Annotated in this window: 17 protein-coding genes and 1 pseudogene; 5 read left to right on the forward strand and 13 right to left on the reverse strand. The window is 39.7% G+C overall.

Going from position 1 to position 19365, the window contains the following annotated elements; translation table 11 throughout:
- The first annotated feature begins 109 nt into the window (after window positions 1-109).
- Entirely contained in the window at window positions 110-991 is an 882-nt protein-coding gene (gene cidR, locus J7J00_RS03670; RefSeq protein WP_214788237.1) for a cidABC operon transcriptional activator CidR, read from the forward strand.
- 162 nt (window positions 992-1153) lie between these two features.
- Complete coding sequence (locus tag J7J00_RS03675) at window positions 1154-1525, forward strand: hypothetical protein (RefSeq protein WP_214787533.1); 372 nt, start codon at window positions 1154-1156, stop codon at window positions 1523-1525.
- 63 nt (window positions 1526-1588) lie between these two features.
- Here the strand turns inward: J7J00_RS03675 and J7J00_RS03680 are convergent, their stop codons facing one another.
- From J7J00_RS03680 to J7J00_RS03700, 5 genes are all read right to left on the reverse strand, one after another.
- Window positions 1589-2311, reverse strand: a complete 723-nt coding sequence (locus J7J00_RS03680; protein WP_214787535.1) for an amino acid ABC transporter ATP-binding protein — start codon at window positions 2309-2311, stop codon at window positions 1589-1591.
- Entirely contained in the window at window positions 2308-2964 is a 657-nt protein-coding gene (locus J7J00_RS03685) for an amino acid ABC transporter permease (RefSeq protein WP_214787537.1), read from the reverse strand. Before J7J00_RS03685 ends, J7J00_RS03680 begins: the two co-directional genes overlap by 4 nt.
- 78 nt (window positions 2965-3042) lie before the next feature.
- A complete protein-coding gene (locus tag J7J00_RS03690) occupies window positions 3043-3864 on the reverse strand; it encodes a basic amino acid ABC transporter substrate-binding protein (RefSeq protein WP_214787538.1) in 822 nt (273 codons plus the stop codon).
- A 339-nt stretch (window positions 3865-4203) separates the two neighbouring features.
- Window positions 4204-5223 carry an AI-2E family transporter gene (locus tag J7J00_RS03695; protein WP_309487131.1) on the reverse strand — a complete coding sequence of 340 codons (1020 nt, stop codon included), beginning with the start codon at window positions 5221-5223 and terminating at the stop codon, window positions 4204-4206.
- A 220-nt stretch (window positions 5224-5443) separates the two neighbouring features.
- Entirely contained in the window at window positions 5444-5674 is a 231-nt protein-coding gene (locus J7J00_RS03700) for an excisionase family DNA-binding protein (protein ID WP_048687214.1), read from the reverse strand.
- 250 nt (window positions 5675-5924) lie between these two features.
- On the opposite strand from J7J00_RS03700, the gene J7J00_RS03705 reads away from it, so the two are divergent.
- Window positions 5925-6851, forward strand: a complete 927-nt coding sequence (locus tag J7J00_RS03705; RefSeq protein ID WP_214787539.1) for a glycine-rich domain-containing protein — start codon at window positions 5925-5927, stop codon at window positions 6849-6851.
- Window positions 6852-7044: 193 nt separating this feature from the next.
- On the opposite strand, the gene J7J00_RS03710 is transcribed toward J7J00_RS03705, so the two are convergent.
- From J7J00_RS03710 to J7J00_RS03740, 6 genes and pseudogenes are all read right to left on the reverse strand, one after another.
- Window positions 7045-11715, reverse strand: coding sequence for a hypothetical protein (locus J7J00_RS03710; RefSeq protein WP_214787540.1), 4671 nt, complete (start codon window positions 11713-11715; stop codon window positions 7045-7047).
- 173 nt (window positions 11716-11888) lie between these two features.
- Complete coding sequence (locus J7J00_RS03715) at window positions 11889-13094, reverse strand: MFS transporter (protein WP_214787541.1); 1206 nt, start codon at window positions 13092-13094, stop codon at window positions 11889-11891.
- A gap of 329 nt (window positions 13095-13423) precedes the next feature.
- Window positions 13424-14424, reverse strand: a pseudogene (locus J7J00_RS27855) (sensor domain-containing diguanylate cyclase).
- A gap of 371 nt (window positions 14425-14795) precedes the next feature.
- Window positions 14796-15590 carry a DUF4097 family beta strand repeat-containing protein gene (locus tag J7J00_RS03730; protein ID WP_214787555.1) on the reverse strand — a complete coding sequence of 265 codons (795 nt, stop codon included), beginning with the start codon at window positions 15588-15590 and terminating at the stop codon, window positions 14796-14798.
- Complete coding sequence (locus J7J00_RS03735; protein WP_214787557.1) at window positions 15583-16137, reverse strand: DUF1700 domain-containing protein; 555 nt, start codon at window positions 16135-16137, stop codon at window positions 15583-15585. The genes J7J00_RS03730 and J7J00_RS03735 overlap by 8 nt, the downstream gene beginning before the upstream one ends.
- On the reverse strand, window positions 16134-16454 hold the full coding sequence (locus tag J7J00_RS03740; protein ID WP_144527963.1) for a PadR family transcriptional regulator: 321 nt from the start codon (window positions 16452-16454) through the stop codon (window positions 16134-16136). The genes J7J00_RS03735 and J7J00_RS03740 overlap by 4 nt, the downstream gene beginning before the upstream one ends.
- 233 nt (window positions 16455-16687) lie before the next feature.
- Here J7J00_RS03740 and J7J00_RS03745 point away from each other — a divergent pair, with 233 nt between their 5' ends.
- Both J7J00_RS03745 and J7J00_RS03750 read left to right on the forward strand, forming a co-directional pair.
- Window positions 16688-17746 (forward strand): DUF2157 domain-containing protein, encoded by a 1059-nt coding sequence (locus J7J00_RS03745; protein ID WP_214787559.1) that lies wholly within the window; start codon window positions 16688-16690, stop codon window positions 17744-17746.
- Window positions 17739-18275, forward strand: a complete 537-nt coding sequence (locus J7J00_RS03750) for a GDYXXLXY domain-containing protein (protein ID WP_214787561.1) — start codon at window positions 17739-17741, stop codon at window positions 18273-18275. Before J7J00_RS03745 ends, J7J00_RS03750 begins: the two co-directional genes overlap by 8 nt.
- An 87-nt stretch (window positions 18276-18362) precedes the next feature.
- On the opposite strand, the gene J7J00_RS03755 is transcribed toward J7J00_RS03750, so the two are convergent.
- Entirely contained in the window at window positions 18363-18842 is a 480-nt protein-coding gene (locus J7J00_RS03755) for a C40 family peptidase (protein WP_214787563.1), read from the reverse strand.
- A gap of 192 nt (window positions 18843-19034) precedes the next feature.
- Window positions 19035-19307: a phage holin gene (locus J7J00_RS03760; RefSeq protein WP_063577356.1), complete on the reverse strand. Its 273-nt coding sequence runs from the start codon at window positions 19305-19307 to the stop codon at window positions 19035-19037.
- Window positions 19308-19365 lie beyond the last annotated feature (58 nt).

Raw genomic sequence — 19365 nt, forward strand, 5'->3', positions numbered from 1 at the left:
GTCCAGCTTATTTATGCGTGCATGAAACCCCAGCAAAGCTTATCATGTTTTACAAACACTTCCGTTTACGGGTAAAATGAAACTAATTTTAAACGAGACAGGTGACGCAATGGATATTAAACATTTGCAATACTTTATAGAGGTAACCAATTTCAATAGCTTCACTCGGGCTGCCGACCATTTATTCATTACCCAGCCGACCATCAGCAAGATGATTAAAAACCTGGAAACCGAGCTAGGTGTTGAGCTTTTTGATCGTTCACGTAAGCAACTGATCTTGACCGATGCAGGCAGGGTTGTCTTAGAGCAGGCAAAATTGATTGATAAGGCCTTTCACAATTTAGAAACGGAAATGGACAATTTATTAGGTTTAAAAAAGGGACATATACGTATCGGGCTGCCGCCAATCATCGACGCTTCTTTCTTCCCCCGAATTCTTAGCCGTTTTCACGAGGACTATCCCAATATTACCTTTCAATTAGTAGAGGATGGTTCAAAGAAAATAGAAGAATCCGTCCAAAATGACTTAATTGATATAGGAGTAATAGTCCTGCCAACCAACGCCGCACATTTTCATCATTTTGCTTTTTTGGAAGAAGACATCAACTTGATTGTTCATCCCACCCATCCGCATGCTTTTAAGGAAGAAATCGATTTGGCCGACCTTGAAAACGAATCTTTCATCTTATTCAATAAAGATTACGTCCTTCGTGATCTCATCATTTCATCCTGTAATGAAGCTGGTTTTTCTCCACATATCGTTACTGAAAGCTCACGCTGGGATTTTATTGAGGAAATGGTCTACTGTAAACTTGGCGTTGCTCTATTACCGGAAAGTTTATGCCGTCATGATGAGCGAGTAAAGACAATCAAGGTTAAAAACCCCTCCATCAGTTGGAATTTGGGATTTATCTGGAGTAAGGACCATTACCTTTCATATGCAGCAAAAGAATGGCTGAAATATACGAGGGAAGCGTTGTCTCATAAGTAGCGAATTATCTAGCATGATTGATGTAAGCACTATCATAGATTTGGGTTATGCACATGATAACATCTAACCATTTTACAAGGCGTTACCGCGGGGGTAGACTAGTATAAGTAAAAGGCACGGTAAATGCTGATGGATTCAATATATTCTAAAAAGGAGATATTCATGATCACTTTATCTAGTGTCGATGAGTTAAAGGCAACAGAAGCAGCTCTGGAGAAGATTAAATATTCATACCCCGAACTATTTAATAAACTGCTCCATGTCGTTGCCTTAACACGGGCTCTTCAATTTAAATATCAATTTATGGGCACATTAATCATGGATGAAAACCCTAACGAATACACCCCTGAATTCGTTATGCCCTCCGTTATCGGATTATATATAGAGGAAGTTCAAAAGTTAAAGGATGATCCGAATATCCAGGTATTACTTCAGACCTTCTCCCAAATTAAAAATATTGGATATGCCAAAATCAGTATGCTCGTGCTCGGTAAAAGCCCTGAATCGCTTTTAGGCGCTTCATATATCAAATGAAGCCCCCTTATATGCTCCGAAAAAAAACCTCCCTTAATGGAAGGTTTTTTTCTTTACGTGTAATTAAAGCACTTTACTCAAAAAGGCTTTCGTTCTTTCCTGCTGGGGATTATTAAAAATCTCGTTTGGAATATTTTCTTCAATAATATAACCTTCGTCCATGAAAATTACGCGATCTCCAACTTCTTTTGCAAACCCCATCTCATGGGTCACAACAACCATGGTCATGCCTTCCTTAGCCAGTTGCTTCATGACCTCAAGAACTTCACCGACCATTTCCGGATCTAGAGCGGAAGTTGGCTCGTCGAATAGCATGATTTTAGGTTCCATCGCCAACGCCCTGGCAATTGCGACGCGTTGCTTTTGTCCCCCCGATAATGAATCCGGATATGCGTTCGCTTTCTCGGAAAGTCCCACTTTCTTAAGCAGCTCCATCCCTCTTTGGGAAGCCCGTTCTTTGGAGATCTTGCGGACCTTTATAGGCGCAAGCATTATATTCTCAAGAACAGTCTTATGTGGAAATAAGTTAAAATGCTGAAATACCATGCCAACTTCCGTCCGGACTTTATTGATATTGACCTTCTTGTCTGTCGTATCAAGCCCTTCAATGAAAATATGGCCTCCCGTTATCGTTTCAAGTTGATTTATACACCTGAGGAAAGTTGATTTACCCGACCCAGAAGGACCAATCACCACGACTACTTCCCGAGGGGAAACGATTGCATTGATATTTTTCAATACATCATTTTCTCCAAATGACTTCTTTAGATTCTCCACCTTGATCATTCTGTTTTCAACCTTCTTTCGAGTCTATTTAATACGAAACTTAAAATGAGGGTCAGGAATAAATAGATGAAGGCACACGCCAAGTATGGCTCCCACACTTTAAAGTACTGACTCCCCATCGCTTTCCCCCAGTACATCAATTCTGGGGCAGCAATGACACAAAGCAGGGATGAATCCTTCAATAATACGATGAATTCATTTCCTAACGGAGGAATCATTCGTTTGAAAGCTTGGGGCAATACAACATGTTTCATTGTTTGGATATGGGTCATTCCCAAAGAACGCGCCCCTTCCATTTGCCCTTTATCGATGGATTGAATGCCCGCCCGGAAAATTTCGGCAATATATGCGGCTGCATTTAAAGATAAAGCAATGACACCGGCAGTCACTGCATTCGTTTCCCCAGTGAAAAAGGGCACAATTCCAAAATGGATTAAAAAAATTTGAACTAAAAGCGGTGTTCCGCGAAAAACCGTGACATAACAGTAAAATGGAAAGGCAAGCATTTTGTTTCTCATGAGTTTCCCTAAACCGATAAATAACCCCAAAAAAGTTCCGATGAGAATGGAGGAAACCGACAGCCCTATTGTAAGCAATGTTCCTTTTAATAAGAAAGGAGCATATTCAAAAATAATATCCCAGCGAAAACTCATTTTGTTTCCCTCCTAAGACCAAAAAAACTGCGTAACTTCACACGTAAAGTTACGCAATCTTTTACTATCCATTTGTTTTTATTGTTGTGTTTTCAATGTTTCAATATCTGGATCAGTACCAAACCACTCTTTATAGATTTCTGCATATTTCCCATTTTCATAAATGGCATTCACGGCTTTATCGAACTCCGATTTCAATTCACTGCCTTTTGGGAACATAAGACCATAAAACTCCTCATTGAAGCTTTTGCTATCTTCAACGACTTTCAGTTTTTGATCGGGGTTATTTTTCACATATTCTTCAACAACCGTATTATCAGCTACGACAGCCGAAGCTCCGCCTTTTAGTAATTCCTGAATGGCCAGGTTATTGTTTTCGAATTTTTTGATATCCTTGTGATTCTTTCCAAGGAGTTTCTCTACCGCTTCCTGTCCAGTAGTACCAGTCTGAACGGCAATGACGTTTCCTTTCAATTCATCTCCTGATTTTATATCACTATTCTCAGGAACGAGAATCTTATTTGTGGATAAGAAATACGGAACAGAGAAGTCATAAGATTGTTTTCTTTCGTCATTCACTGTAATCGCAGATATGGCGACATCCGCTCTTTTACCTTCGATTTCAACAAAAATCGGATCCCAACCAACAGTTTCCACTTTAACTTCATAACCCGCTTCTTTTGCAACGGCATTGATGAAATCAACATCGAATCCTACAATCTTATCTCCTTCAAGATATTCAAATGGAGCATAGTTGGCGTCCGTCACGATCCTGAGTGTTTTCCCATTGGACTCTTCTTCTTTACCAGTTGTCGAGACTTCCTTATCCTTCCCGCATCCTGTCAAGACTAGTAACAAAGAAGCAACCATGGCAAACACTAAAAAAGAAATCTTTTTCAAAATAATCCCCTCTTCTCTCTCGTAAACTCTCTTTTTTAAAAAAACAGATAAATCTAACTTTAGAGAACATTCAGTATATTCTTTTAAGAATATTATACGTTTATTTGTTTTTTTATGCAATAAAAAGTCGGTAAATAACTTTAGTAAAATAAAATTTTAATCAATTAACTCGGTAAATCAAAAACGCAACTATGCTCTAATAGGGAAAGATGCACCCTTTTCCCCTTTACTCGAATTAATGGATATTATATTGAAAACAGTTAGCGCCATCTTTCAAAAGGTTCAATTGAACAAAAATAAGCAGCGGCCATATTAGCGTGGCCGCTGCTCGAATGATTATTATGGGACTTCCTTATTCCCCTCTTCAATATCCAACATATCCAACAGGAAGATGAAGATCGGTATTCCGATGATCAATCCCCATATCCCAAGGAAATGCTCGGAAAACAATAGGATGATGAAGGTGAAAAATGTTGGAAGATTTGTTTTTGCCGACATGAATTTCGGATTTAAAATATAGCTTTCAATTGAATGGATCACAACAATCATGATTAATACAGCAATCACTTTGGGCATGCCGCCGATACTATAGGCAATCATGCTAAGTGGAATGAGGGAGATGATGACCCCTGCAACCGGAATCAAACCCAGGAAGAAAATCATGATCCCTAGACCGAGCAACTGCGGGAAGCCAAGAATCCATAAGAAAGTTACAGATAGGACAGCATTCGTGATGGCTATCAAGAACTGAACCTCAATCACCTTTCCGAATGAATTGATGAATTTGACGCCAAAGTGGCTTAAGTTTATAAAGAAAGATTTAAATTTGGCCCGCTTGAATTTAGAAGTGAAGCGAATGATCTTATCTTTTTCCAATAAGAAAAATAGACTGAGCAACATGGAAATGAAAATTTGAAATGCCAGTTTACCGAAATCGGATATATAAAGATAGAGTGTATTCATCTGTGTTTGAAGATCGAGCGGAGACTTCAGCTCGTTCATTATATTAATGGCATATTGAATGACCCTACTATCTGGTGGATGTTGAAAGAAGAAAACGATCTGTGTCACTAATTCCGTGAATTGCAGCGTAATGACCGGTAGATATTTATAAAGAACGATGGCTAAACAAGAAATGACGACTGCATATAAAAAGCTTATAACAACCTTGGAGTTGATATGCATCACTTTATTCAGCCGAATCATGATAATTTGCTCCACCCTTCCCATCAAGAAAGTGAAAACAAATGTGAATAACACGATATTAACCATACTACCGATGCTAATTAAAAAGAGGACTAACACAATTAATGTAATTAACCTTGAAAAACCTTCGCTTTGCAAATACTCTTTTACCACTTACCTATCTCCTAACTACCATTCTGCCGTGATAATTCCTTTACCTTTTATTTTACACGTAATTGAGGAATTCTACTACAATTACCTTCCATTGACAACAAAATTATTTGAATGATCAGTAAAACCCATGATGGAGACGCCGCTAAGACCTTTTCAGAAAATTCGATCTCTTACCCCAAGCCATTTCTGCATGAAAAAACATCTGCCAAATCGGCAGATGCTAATCTTCATCCTTCACATCGATATCTTCGGGGATGGGTTCGTTATAATAATCCGCTAAATCCTTCTTATACTTCTCCATCTGTTCAAGATGCATATTAAACTGATCTTTAAAAATCAAATGCTGCTCACCATCATGAACGGTACGAATTTTATTTTGAACGATCAAACTTTCTATATAAGATTCCGGCATCGATAGATATTCCGCAGTCTCTTTTACTGTCAAGTACATGCCTTCACCCCTTTTCCTCTCTAACTATACTAGATATGAGGCATTATTTGAAGTGCTTGGTTTTTGATTGAAAATCACTTGCACGACAAGCAAAGGATGAAACCATTTCAGGGTTTTGACATGCAGCCTCAACAGCTTAATCGATTTCCATCAATGGAACATTTTGGTCAAAAGAACTCACAATCCCTTCCAAGAACATGTAAGATAATGTTAAAGTAATGTATCGATGTATTTAGAGGAGTGGACAAAAATGACTTTCTTTTATGTCATTCTTGCGGCAATTTTTGCTGTTTTACTGGTCAATTTCGTTAAAGGGCTAAGTGAACCGGCTAAATTAGAACGCTATCAAAATGAATTCCGTAAATACCATGCTGAAGCTTTAAATCTGCATGCAACGGAAATCGTTTCAGAAGCATTGATAGAAAAGCTTAATAAAGCACTAGATTTCAATTATATGGAAAAGGTCAATGCTGAATTCCGCCTGAAGCATCCACGGTACTCACAGATAAAGGTCAATCAGGCTTGGCGTGAATTGAAACGCTACTTGATTATGGCTGCAGTGTTTGGAAAAGTTGAAATGTTTAATCCAGTCATCGATGAGTTGTGGCATATCATGCTGAAATATAGACGGGAATATGATGTGTTTTGCCAGGCTTTCATCGGGAGGACCATTCAGCACCATCCTCATTCAGAACCTGTTTTCAAACCCGATGAGCGCACTCTTTTTGACTTTTACTATGTACAGCTATTTACCGTGGATTCCCATTCCATTCAAAAATGGGGCAAATTTTTCAAACATGATAAAGGGCAAACGCTTCTCCGCGATTTTGAAACGTTGGAGCTGGAGCAGTTAAAAGAGAAATATATGCGGAAACCGACAAGTATGCAAGCGGAACGGACCTTTGAATCTTTCACATCCCAATTTAAAGAAAATCGCCCCATGACAGAATTGAATTGGCGGAAAACGTACGACCAGACGGACTACGCAGCTCCTGCTTATTTCACTTATGCAAGCGCCGATGATTTTGATAGCGAATTTAAAGATATTTTCGGGAATGAATCGAACACAGTTTCCTCTGGATCCGGCCATGCCGATCATGGTGGTCATAACGGTTCCCATGACAGCAGTTCTGATTCCTCTTCAAGCTGTTCTTCATGCAGTTCTTGTTCGTCTTGAGATTCTAAAGCGTTACAGTCTGTATCCACAAGCATATAGACTTGATAATGGATTGTTGAAGCTAAGTAAGTGCTCTCAGTTTGTAGACAAAAAGGGTTCGGAATTTATAAATTCCGAACCCTTTTTTGAGATTTCCTTTGAATTTTCGTCCAAGGTTAAGAGATTGGGTATGACGCATTTCATTCCTTCTTCATTAATTCCACCGATTGAACCAATTCTTTATCCTTTGTTTATTTTTCTCAAGTACCTCCTTCGATGTCCGGTTGTCTTTTTGTTTTTTCCATTCAAAGAAAGATGCAATTCCGATAAGCAGCCCTCCGCCGATGATTAAATACAGCCACCATGGCATCTCGCCCCACATCGAATTGGTATTCATATAGACATTGAATAAAATGGTCCCTGTTCCAGCGATGAAATAGGATTTGTATTTCATCATGAATCCAAAGAGCATTGCTGCTAATGACACCGTGCCGATAATGAGCGCATCATATAAGGTGTTTCCTGCCATTGCATCAATGATCAAGGCTGAAAACAAGAGGAAAACAATACCACTTTCGATATATTGTGTGATTTTGCCTTTAACAAAGATTTTCCTCAGCAGAGTGGTGCTGACAATGAACAGCGGCAGAATATTCACCTCCTCCTCAAGTACAGGAGGTATCGTGAGCTGATCGACAATGACCCAATACGGATATAAACTGAACAATATCGCTGCAGCCAACTGGGATTTTCTTTCAAGTATCCCTGTAGTCGTGCTTCTCATCAAAATGAAATAGGCCGGAATCAGAAGTGCCACGAAGATTTCCAAAATGAAATGTGCTGGTCCCCCCGTCAAAACATCCATGTTCATGGCAAGTAGAAACAGCAGACCATAGACTCTGTAAAAATCCAATTGAAGTCCTGCCCCGCCTTTATACAGCAAGCCTTTAAAGAATTTCCTGCTTAGCAGTACCATTATGGACGCACACCCAAAAAGGACTGCCGCTCCAACGAAAGGCTGTAATGTGCCCGCGTACATGATGATGGTCCAATACGGATACAAACTGAGAATTCCCGTCAGCCAAACGTAGATGCCCTTTTCTTTTACATCCTTTGTGAAACTTCCAATCAAGATGAAGTAAACCGTGATCAAGAGCGAGACGAAAACCTCGAGTAACTGGCTTGATGTTTCAGTTACTGGAATTCCCCTATTCATGGCAAGTAAAAACAGCAGGCCATATATCCTGTATGCATCGATGGTTATACCTGTTTCTTCCTTTTTGATTAAACCATCGAAATAACGCCGGCTTAAAAGCAGCATCGCTGACATACAGCCGAAAAGGAACATCATTCCCATTACAACCGATAGGCTGTCGGCATAGCCGACGATGACTAGGAAGGGATACAGACTGACTAGTGCAGCAATATTGGAATAGATTTTCCTTTCTGGTTTTTCCGCTGTCAAGCCTCTCAGGACAATGAAATAAGCGGTTAACAGTAGCGATACAAAGACTTGGAGTAACTGATGTTTAGTATCATTAAAAACCTCCACATTCATATCGATCAAAAAGAATAAACCATAGATCCTGAAAGGATCAAAGCTGACGATGCCTGATCCGTTTTTCTTGAGTAACCGGCTGGAATACAGCCTGCTTAACAATAGCATTCCTGCCATACAGCCAAAAAGAACGGCCAAACTCGTGATGATTGGGAGTGCATGGGCAAAGTCCATGATATTGATGAACGGGAAAAGTCCGATGATGGCCGCTATTCCCGAATAAATGCTTTTTTCTTTCGAATGGATCGTGAATCTTTCCATAAGGATGAAGTAGCCAGGCAACAGCAGGGAAACAAAAATCCCCAAAATTGCAGAACCTGTATCGCTCATAAACACTTCCAGATTCAGAGTGCACAGATATAACAAGCCAAAAATCCGATAATAATCAATGACTCTCTTCGTTCCCTCTTGGTTGACCAATCCTTTGAAATGGCGTCTGCTAGCGATCACCATCACAGTCATGCATACAAGCAATACGATAATCGCCATAACCAAAGGTAATGTATTTACATACATATTATAGAAGATGAACGCCAGGCTTAGAGGAACGACAACATAGTTCCGCCAATTCCTTTTCATGAGCAGATACCAGGCAAACAAGAACTGTACGGTCATCACTCCTACCCAGACCAGTTCCCTGTTAAGCGGAAAATCCCGGATTGCCGTTTCCAATATGGATATGCTTATCCCTAAATGAATGAATGGAATAAGATAATACTCCATGATGCCTTTCCAATTCTTATTGGTAACCGACCACAAAATGGTTATGAGTCCTGCTGTTATCATCATGGATATTGAGGTAATGAACTCTATTTGGCCCACGTTTGCAAAAAATAAATGGACCTGCAGGAAAAGGTTCGAAAACCCTAGGTAGGTAAAGACGTATTTTTCCCATTTCACATGTGCCCTTAAAACACTCAAAAAATAAATCAACAGTTGTGCAGCATATAGGAACGGTGAACTTTCCGTATTAACAATGAGCAAATATCCAACGGGAATCGCCAGCAAATTGGCAAGGTGACTTGTATATTGGAAGTACAATTTCGCTTTTTCCGAATATTTCCCAAGCCATTCTCCTAAAAGGAAAAAGATAATAGGACCTAGCAGCACAAACGCAATCTTCAACACCATTGAACTCAAATCAAAAACATCGTAGAGTGAAGCATATAGGCCTGCACTTGTAATCACGACAGGAACCCAGAATATGTGCTTCCGATGTATATGGACGGACCAGCCGTTTATTGCCGTAGCTATCGCAATGACTCCGCTTTCCTCCAAAGGCTTCAGTGAATCGATTGGAATCGATACCAAGGAAAGGAAGGAGAGTATCTGTGCGCTATATGCAAAAACAGGAAAAAATTTATGATATCCCTTTTTAAATGTGTAAGCTGCACCGATGGAAATCAGTGAAACCCCCATTAAATAGACGCTGAGCGTTATATTTGACCGGACCCACCCTAAACTCTCCAACAAATATGGATAGAAAGCAACCAAAGCCAGTACGAAGGTGATTGGAAACCCGTATATGGCGTTTTCCTTCATATGCTTTGATTCGTCTTTTATATATGTGATGAAGAATAGCCCCGAGATCATGGCGAGCGCGGCACTAACTGCAAGCCAATCCATTTCGCTGAATTTAATGGTCAGTATCACTAACATGATCATTGGGGAGATAAGTAAGTTACTCTTCTTAAATAGGCTGTACCTTGGGTGACGGTTATATAAATATACTCCAACATATTGAATGACCTGAAGAACGAAAAACAGATTTAAAATGGTAGAAAAAGAGACTGGCATGGCAAAGAAAAGATACAGGAACGCTAAGTCGAAAACAACAACAGCCGGGTACGTGAAGCTTGGATTTCTCGAATGAAGGGAAACATGGACAAGCTGAGCGGATATTATCATGAGCGCGATGAATATTTGAGCATAGTTCTCCTGGTACACCATCGCGTTACTATATAAAAAAACGATCCCGCTCTCAATCAAACTGGTGAACATGAAGTTCTTGGAAAGCTTAGTCACTTTGGATTTAGCCAGATATTTCGATAGCATAGTAAAAATGATTGGTACAAGTGCAAAAGCAATGACCATGTATTCACTTAAAAATGAGTTAAAAACAAAATGGATATATCCATACGTGAAAACGGCGCTAAAAGCCATTTCATAATATTTTTTTTGGAACTTGACCGAAAAAATTAAAAACAACACAGAAAAGACCATCAACGTTAGCGAGTACACCAAGTTACTTGAAAATAACGTCAGGATCACAAATGCTTCCACGATGATCTTAAACTGAATGAATTGAAAAATGAATGGTTTGAATAACGTTAATGCTTTTTGATTTTTCAATTGCTCGATATTCCATAATAGTATTAAATTAAGAATTCCAATCGCCAAAAACATCCACTCGATAGTCGGCGTCACAAAGGCCAATCCGAAATAGCAGGTAATGCCGAACGTGAATATCGAAATGAAAATGAATATTTTCGACTTAAAGTAGTCAGCAATCTTACAATAAATCGCTAAACAAAGTAATCCCCCAAGAAACCCCAGTAGCCCCCGCCCCCCACCATTAAGTGAAAGGTACTCTCCAAAAATCCGATAATATGAAGCTGATAAAATCGTAATCGGAATGAATAAACCCGCTAGCGTCAGGAATGCAAAAGCTGTTTGTTCAATTTTCAGCTTCGAAGCGATGAAGGCCATCCCTGCAAAAATGACGGATACCATTCCAATGAAGAAAACTTTCAGGACCGCATTTAGATCCCCCCATGAGGAAGTTGCTAAAATCAACCCGCCGAACAGAAGCAATATGACCCCGGTGAGCAGGATGACTGAGATATTCCGTTCCCTGATTTGCTCAGGTGTTTTCTTCGGCTTTGCCGGTTTTACCTGTTTCTCCCGCTTGATGGCCTGCTTTTGAATAACAGGTGTCCTGTCAGTGATCTCCTTGACCGGTTCAAGACTTTCCTCAAAAGCTGATTTCTTAGTTTCATACGAGGTCTTCTCATCTTTCGTTATCGTTTCGTTCACTCCACTAGATTCACGTAATTTCAATGAAGATTCTTCAATCAGGCTATCGTGTACCCTCACCTCGGCACTTTTACCGATAATCGTTTCATGTCCTTGGGTGGATTTCTTTTTTTCATGCTCTAAGCGCTTTTGTTTATGGAGGGCTAATTGGAAATGCCGATTATATGCCCTGCTAATCCGGATATATTCTGATTTAGGGATGAGCCGCCTTTCCCATAAAACATCCAGCTCTTGTTGGAAAATACGCTTTCTTCTTTCTAATGTCATTTCTTCGTTTGAAGAATCATTCATCCCTAGATTCCCCTTCCTTCAAATAGACCTTCTATCATCTTATGTATATTCTCTTTTCGATAATAACAAAGTTTTTCCATTTTTTATACATTAAGGATGATACGCTAATGAAACAAGGAAGCCAGTGGTGTTCCTCCTGACTCAAAAAAAAGAATGACTTCTATTGAAGCCATTCAACGTCTTTCCATTGATTTTACTTTATCCTCGCTCCTGATGATGCACAAATAAACGATCATTGAAATGAAAATCGAGGCGGCTGCCGTGATATAGATGCTCCTATAGCCGAAGAGGAAGCCTATTTGCCCGAACACGATGGCACCTATGCCCACGCCAAGATCGAAAAATGAAAAGTATGTTGCATTCGCCATCGCCTTCCGATTGGGTGCCGTTTTTTCAATTGACCATGCCTGCAGCGCCGGCTGGACAGAACCGAATCCAAATCCATAAAGCGCTGCCGCAATGTAAAGGACCGCTTCACTCGGCATCCACGCAAGCAACAGCATCCCAGCCATGATGAGTAATGTTGAGGGCACGAATATGGCTCGATGTCCTCTTCGGTCATATAATCGACCCGCGAATAATCTCGTGACCATGAGGGCCATTGCATATATTAAAAAGTACCACTGAATGCCATCTACACCTTTTTCCGCTGTATATAGGGGAAGGAAGGTTGCAATTCCACCGAATGTAACGGAGATGAAGAAAATGAGCAAAGATGGCTGAAGGGCACTTTTTTCATATATATCAAACCTTTTGGCTCTGACAGCCGCCGAAGGATCACTTTCCACTTTTTGATACCGAATAAGTGATGCTGCAATGATGGCAAACACACCTAATAATGAGCTGATCAAAAACAACTCTTGAAACGGAATGACGGTAACTAGAAAAAGACCCAATGATGGCCCGAATGCCAGTGCTAAGTTACCCGATAATCCATAATACCCCATCCCCTCGCCACGCCGTTTCGCAGGGATTATATCGGAAGCAATCGTTCCTGATGCCGTTGAAGAAAATCCCCATCCGACGCCCTGTACAATCCGCATCATGAATAACAGACCGATGCTCCCCATAAACCCGAATGAACCCACGGACAATGCAAAAATGGCTAACCCGGCAGAAAAAACGATGCGTCTTCCCTTCGTCTCCAATAATCTGCCGGCAATTGGCCGAACAAGCAAGGCCGAAAAAGTGAAGATTCCAAGGACAGCCCCCACCAGGCGGTCATCACCGCCAAGCTTCTCAACAAACAGCGGGAGGGTCGGCATCGTCATTTGAAACCCCATGAAGATGCACATATTTGCCAAACAGATCATGATGAAATCACGTGTCCAGATTTTATCAGTGCCTCTTACCCGTTCATCCACTAAGCTTTCCCTCATATCCCTTCACCTTCTAATTAAAATAGTCATTGCCAGTTTACTAAAATTGGTTAAAATAAGCGAATGATTTATTTCGTATACCTAAATATATATATATAAATAAAAGCCCAGTATGACACTTGGCTCCCCCTTCATAACGAAATGCAATATGTTCGTTTCCGTCCACTTACCTTCCTTATGCAAACTAACGATTTATGTTTGCCAGGCTTTCTATTCATCATTCTTACAGCGAATTGTTTTAGTTCAAAATTCCATTAAACCACCCAGGTATCACCCATTCTGCTAGTGAGGAATGGTGGTATTGCCCTTGCCCTAGCTTATTGTATTCCCTATGTTTCATCTACCCGCCCGAACCAGTTTCTGTTCTTTTCTTGCCGTTTATCTTGAAACATTTTTTGATCCGCTTCCTTGAATAAGCTATCCATATTCCCTTTGGAATGCGAACGGTAAGCATGCCCGAATGACATACTGATGTGAGGGCCTTTTTTTAGGGAGTTTTGCAGAAGGATTTCTTCCTTTAATAATTCACAAAGGGATTCTACTTCTCGCTTGCTTCTATCAATCAGCAGAATGGCAAACTCATCTCCACCCACTCTCGCTACAACAGCGATGTCTGAGAAAGTCCGTTTCAATAGATTGGCCGCTTCTTAATCAATTCATCCCCTTTCTTATGACCATACGCATCATTCATAAATTTCAGCTCATCTAGATCACACAATATCATGGCAACCGGAGTGTCAAAATCAAGATTGGATTTGGCAGATATTTTATCGAAAAACTGTCGATTATGGATATTCGTTAATGGGTCATGGGACATTTGATACTCAATATCCTGTATGAATCTCACTCTTTCATCAATATTCCGAATGATTCCTTGAACGGCTACCAATTGCTCTTTTTCATATATAGGTGTAGCATATTCCTCGAACCACCAATAATTCCCCTCGATATCTCTCCAGCGTTGAATGACCGGCTTAGTATAATCAATCCCAACGTATACCTTTTCATTTAGGATATCAAAATCCTCAGGATGAATCCTTTCAAAAGGCGAGGAAGGGTCATTGTATGCTTCTTCCAAGACGCCTTGACCTAGAAGTGTATTGATGGACGGACTTAGATACCTGAACTTGGAACTCGGGATTGATTCGTAGCAGTAGATAATATCCTTAGAACTTTCCACTATATTAAAAACCTTTTTTTGCTCTTCGAATCCTTTCTTCAGATAGTCCTTTTCCCTTTTCTTGCGAGTGAAGATCATACATTTAAATATATCTAATGACAACTTATTGAATTTCATTCTACAGCCCCCATACTTTGAAGTCATTTTCATTAAAATCTTTTCCTTAGATTTGATGGCGGACTTACACTCATTACTATTAACATAATTATCCTTTCCATATTATAATTCTAAACAACTAAAAGGAAAAACTATAAATATATTTTCATAGAAAGCGGACCACTTCCACCGATTTACCATGATAAAATGAAAAACAGAAGAACCACTGGCATCTTCTCTATTATCGGAAACTCGTCTATTCCTCTCCAGCCGGTCAGTCCTTTGTTCCAACAAATATTGGCTTCTGTTTATGGCTCATTTCTAAATTGGCATTATTATTAAACACCTGTTGCTCATGAAGATGAAATGGCCTCATAATTGAAAAAAGCCGATCACAATTGGATCGGCTTTTTCATGCTTCACGACTATTTCGTTATCTCGATTTTCCCATTATTCGCTTCCAATTTAACTAAGTTTTCACCTTTGCCAATGACAGTATCGCCCTCATACTTACCGAGGATATCCACTCTCCCATTGTCAACATGAACATCGAAAGTTGTATTTGTCGGTTCATTCTCCGTTTTGATCATGATTTTACCATTATTACTTTCGAAGTCGATCTCCCTATCCAAGTCTTTCGTGACCAATGTAATTTTACCGTTATTCGATGACCCAACCAGTTTTCCCTCCACATTATTAAGATCCACTTTTCCATTAGCAGATTTCACATCAACTTTTTCGGTTATTATATCATTTAATTCTACCCGGCCATTTTGAGATTTCACATTCAGATTTTCACTTTTTAGTCCTGATAATTGCAATTTCCCATTATCGGATTCGACGACAAAGGATTTATAAGATTCATCAGGCACATACACCTTTAAATGTATGGATTGAATATGAAAACCAAAGCTAAAGGTACGTCGATCTTTTAATTGTACCGAAAGCTGCTTTCCTTCCACATCGGCAGTGAAATCCAACTTGGAAACATCCATCCCTTTTGAAACCAATTCTATCCTGGTCTCCTTATCCTTCGTTGGAACAATTTCTACAGCTGCATTGTCAGTGTCGATCTGAATGTCCGTCACAATCTCCGAAATCGTTTTTTCCTTTGTAGTCGTTTCCTTATTCGTCACTTGGGAAAACGTAAACAGACTTCCTATTACTCCGACCAGTAACAATATAAGTGCAATGATCGATAATTTTTTTACATTAATCATTTTTCAAACCGCCTTTCACAAGGGAAGCATTAAATTTTAAATAGCGAACGAATCCTTTAGTTAAAGCATTCGTAGCGACAAACATTCCCATGGCAATGAAAATGCCAATCCCGCATAGTCCCAATGCGAAGAAAAGATCGAATAATTGAAAGTTGCCTATCGCAAGGTTAAAAAGAACGCCAAACGGAGCAAAAATGAACGCGATCGCCGAAGCCCATCCTGCAATGACAACTCCGATCAATGCTACAAATGGTCCCAAAACGATCACTAAATTAAAGAATCCCAAACCAATGACTGCCCAAACCGCCCGCATTACATTACCTGCAGAAGTCGTTTGTTCGACCTGACCAAGATGATAGGATGCCATGAGTTCCTTGGAAATCTGTCTAGGATTCCCAAGGGATTTGGAGATTTCCTGCTCTGACTTCCCTTCTTCCATTCCAATTTCGAAATACTCTTCGTAATCTTGAAGGATATCTTCCCGTTCCTCTAAGGTAAGTCTGGTTAAAGAGGCATTCAATTGTTTTAAAAATTGGTCTTTATTCATTGGTTCACACCTTCCTTGATTAATTGATTGACCCCATTGGAAAATTCATACCATTCAGTCAGCAGCTCTTGAAGGTATCTCCGGCCTTTGTCCGTTAATTTATAATACTTGCGCGGAGGCCCTTCTGTTGATTCTTGCAAATATGTCGTAAAATACTCCTCCTTCGTCAAGCGTCGTAAAAGTGGATATACAGACCCTTCCGATATTTCAATTTGATCCGAAATCTTTTGTACAAGTTCATATCCATAGCGATCCTGCTTATCCAGTAAGACCAGGACACATAGTTCCAGGACACCTTTCTTAAATTGTACATTCATAGCACCATCACTCCTTCCAAGAGTCTTTTAGTATAGTTCAATAAACAGTACTGAACACCGAACAATACATCTTATGTAAATAATTTACCACACGGTACTATTTATTGCAAGGTACTGAAAATATTTTTTTGGTACTACATGCATTCCAATTAGGGTAGAAGAAAATTAACATTATATTCAAAGCTGCAAGAGAATACGATATATAATAGTAAAATGTGGAAGGAGGAGTTACTTTGGCCAACAAAGAAATAACAAAAAAGCAATTCGAATTTCTTGAACATGAATTTAATTACCTTGAAAAGGAAGGAGTCATCTCCCAGCAAGAGAAAGTGAGGATGTTAGGTTCCTATGATGTAAAAGGTAATTTGAACTTCATCACTATTCTATTATCCATTGGGGCACTTCTTTTAGGTTTAGGCGTATTGACCTTCGTAGCCAGTAACTGGATCTATTTAAGTAAAGCGGTTAAATTCCTGCTTATCATTGCATGCCTCATCGGAGTGAACTTTGCTGGCGTGAAGGTGAAGGTACGCTTGCCGAAAACGTCACGAAGTCTGCATTATACAGGTATTCTGATTTTTGGTGCAGGGATTTTTCTAATCGAGCAGATGTTTAACATCAGCATCAATTTCAACAGTTCCTTTTTATTATGGGCGATCGGTACGGTATTCATTGGTTACTATTTGAAGGATGTCTTGGTTCTCCTTTTTACATCTTTCCTGCTTTTCATTTATATTAACGGAAGTATATTCGTTGATGAAACGTCTTATCCGCTTGCGATTCTTATATTTCTACCGGCTTTATACATTCTGTTAAAGAAATTCGATTACCCTAAATATCTGACCTTTTTCATTAACGCTTTAGCCATCAATACAATTGCCTTATTTCTTATGGAATTCGTGCCGAAGCTGGGTTTTGAAAAATCGAATACGATTGTCCTTTCCATTCTGTTTGTATTGGGAATCGTGCTAGCCTATATTCCGGTAAGAACAAAATTACAGAACATCACACACATACAAGGGCATATCTTACATGGTATTACCGCACTCTTCCTTACCTTTGATTTTTCAATCTGGTTTCCTTTAGCTTATTTCGTTTTTCTGCTTTATCTCATTCTAAAAGGCAGTTTGACCAGCATCGTAATAATATGTGCACTGATTTTCAGATATTACATCTACTCCTTTGACTTCCTGCCAAAATCGCTTACATTCATCATTGGTGGAATCATGCTTATCGGTTTTGGCTTCTTCTTTGAAAATCAACGAAAAAAAGGAGGGGAACTCAATGAGTAATCCATCATTCCGGCCACTCATCGTATTTTCCATTCCAGTCTTGATTCTGTTAGTCTTGGCATTTCCTCCGGTCTGGACAACAATGACAGGAGATGTAATCAAGATCAAAACAGCCCCGGTCGACCCGACTGATTTGTTTAGGGGAAGCTATGTGGCTTTGAAATACGAAATTGAATCAGTTAAGCCGTCACAAGTCGATGACTCGATTAAAACAGGGTTCAATACAAGAAATATGGGTGATTATAAAAAGGTATATGTACGTTTAAAACAAAACACTGATGGACTATACGTTGTCGATTACGTAGCGAAAGAAAAACCCGGCAAAGGCGTTTACCTAAAAGGGGAATTGGAAATCCCATATGACCTGCAAAATGCTGAAACCATTCAGATCAGATACGGTCTGGACAATTATTTCGCATCCGAAGAAAAGGCAAAGGAAATGGAGAAGGACGCATTGGCCAATCCTTCAGTGGCCGTCGTAAAAGTTCGTAATGGCAACGTTGTTTTAACCGATATCATCATTGAATGAATGCCCCCCCGGATATGACCAGCAAAAAAGAGCATCGGTTTTTCGATGCTCTTTTTTGCTGGACTTTTTCATATGAGCATCAGATTGTTACTTAATGACTCGTTTTGCCCCTATATATTTTTCCTTCCAATACTTATCACTCATTTTGACCACCTTGACCCCTTTGGTGGTGGTCCCGACAAATGTACCATTTCCATAATAGATTCCTACAAATGAGACCTGCCCTTTCTTACCTGTCGCATAGAAGACCAAATCGCCCGCTTTTAAATCATTTTGCTTCACGGCCTTTCCGGCTTTATACTGTTCCGCACTCGTTCTCGGAATATTCATTTCCGTTGCGGCATTTTTATATACATACTGGGTAAGACCGCTAGCATCAAAGCCTTTTGGAGTCGTCCCCCCATATATATATTTGCTTCCAACCTGCTTCTTTGCCAAAGCGGCAACTTCATCACCATAATTGATAGAGGCTGAAGCATTAGCCGGACTGAAAATGAATGCCATCAATAATGCCCCGATTAAAACTATGGCTGCAAACCATTTTGAAACTGGTAAACTATAACTCATCCTTTTTCCTCCCCAAACTGAAAATGAACCACAATTTTAAATGTATGTAGCATTTCGATTTTTAGACCAAAATCATTTTCCGCAATCATCATCTCTGCCCAAAAAACAAATAACCAGATAACGCCGTTGTGTAGCAAGTAACGGTGTTATCTGGTATATTCTACTCTTCAATAGATGAAAGAATAGTGTCCATTACTTTGGCTCCTTGTATTGTCGGGCATTTTCACTGTCGCTTAGACCTTTAGTGGTATGATCGACCACACCGCCGACCCCAAAGAATGTAAGCGCTATGAAGTTAATGATGCCTAAAGCCCCGTTCAATGCATCATCAGTAATGGTAAAGCCTATAGGGGTAATGAAATTGTTTATGAACGCAGCAACCATCTGAGCCAATATTAAAAGCCCAGGAAGGAGTACCGTGAATATAAACGTAGGATTCTTAAGACGCACTTTCCAGTTGATCATTGCTTTTCCCCCTCTCTATCATATTAAGCCCGCTTCATTTAAGAGGGTTGCGGACTTG

This window comes from Bacillus sp. ISL-4 (assembly GCF_018613275.1).
Taxonomy (GTDB): domain Bacteria; phylum Bacillota; class Bacilli; order Bacillales; family DSM-1321; genus Peribacillus; species Peribacillus simplex_E.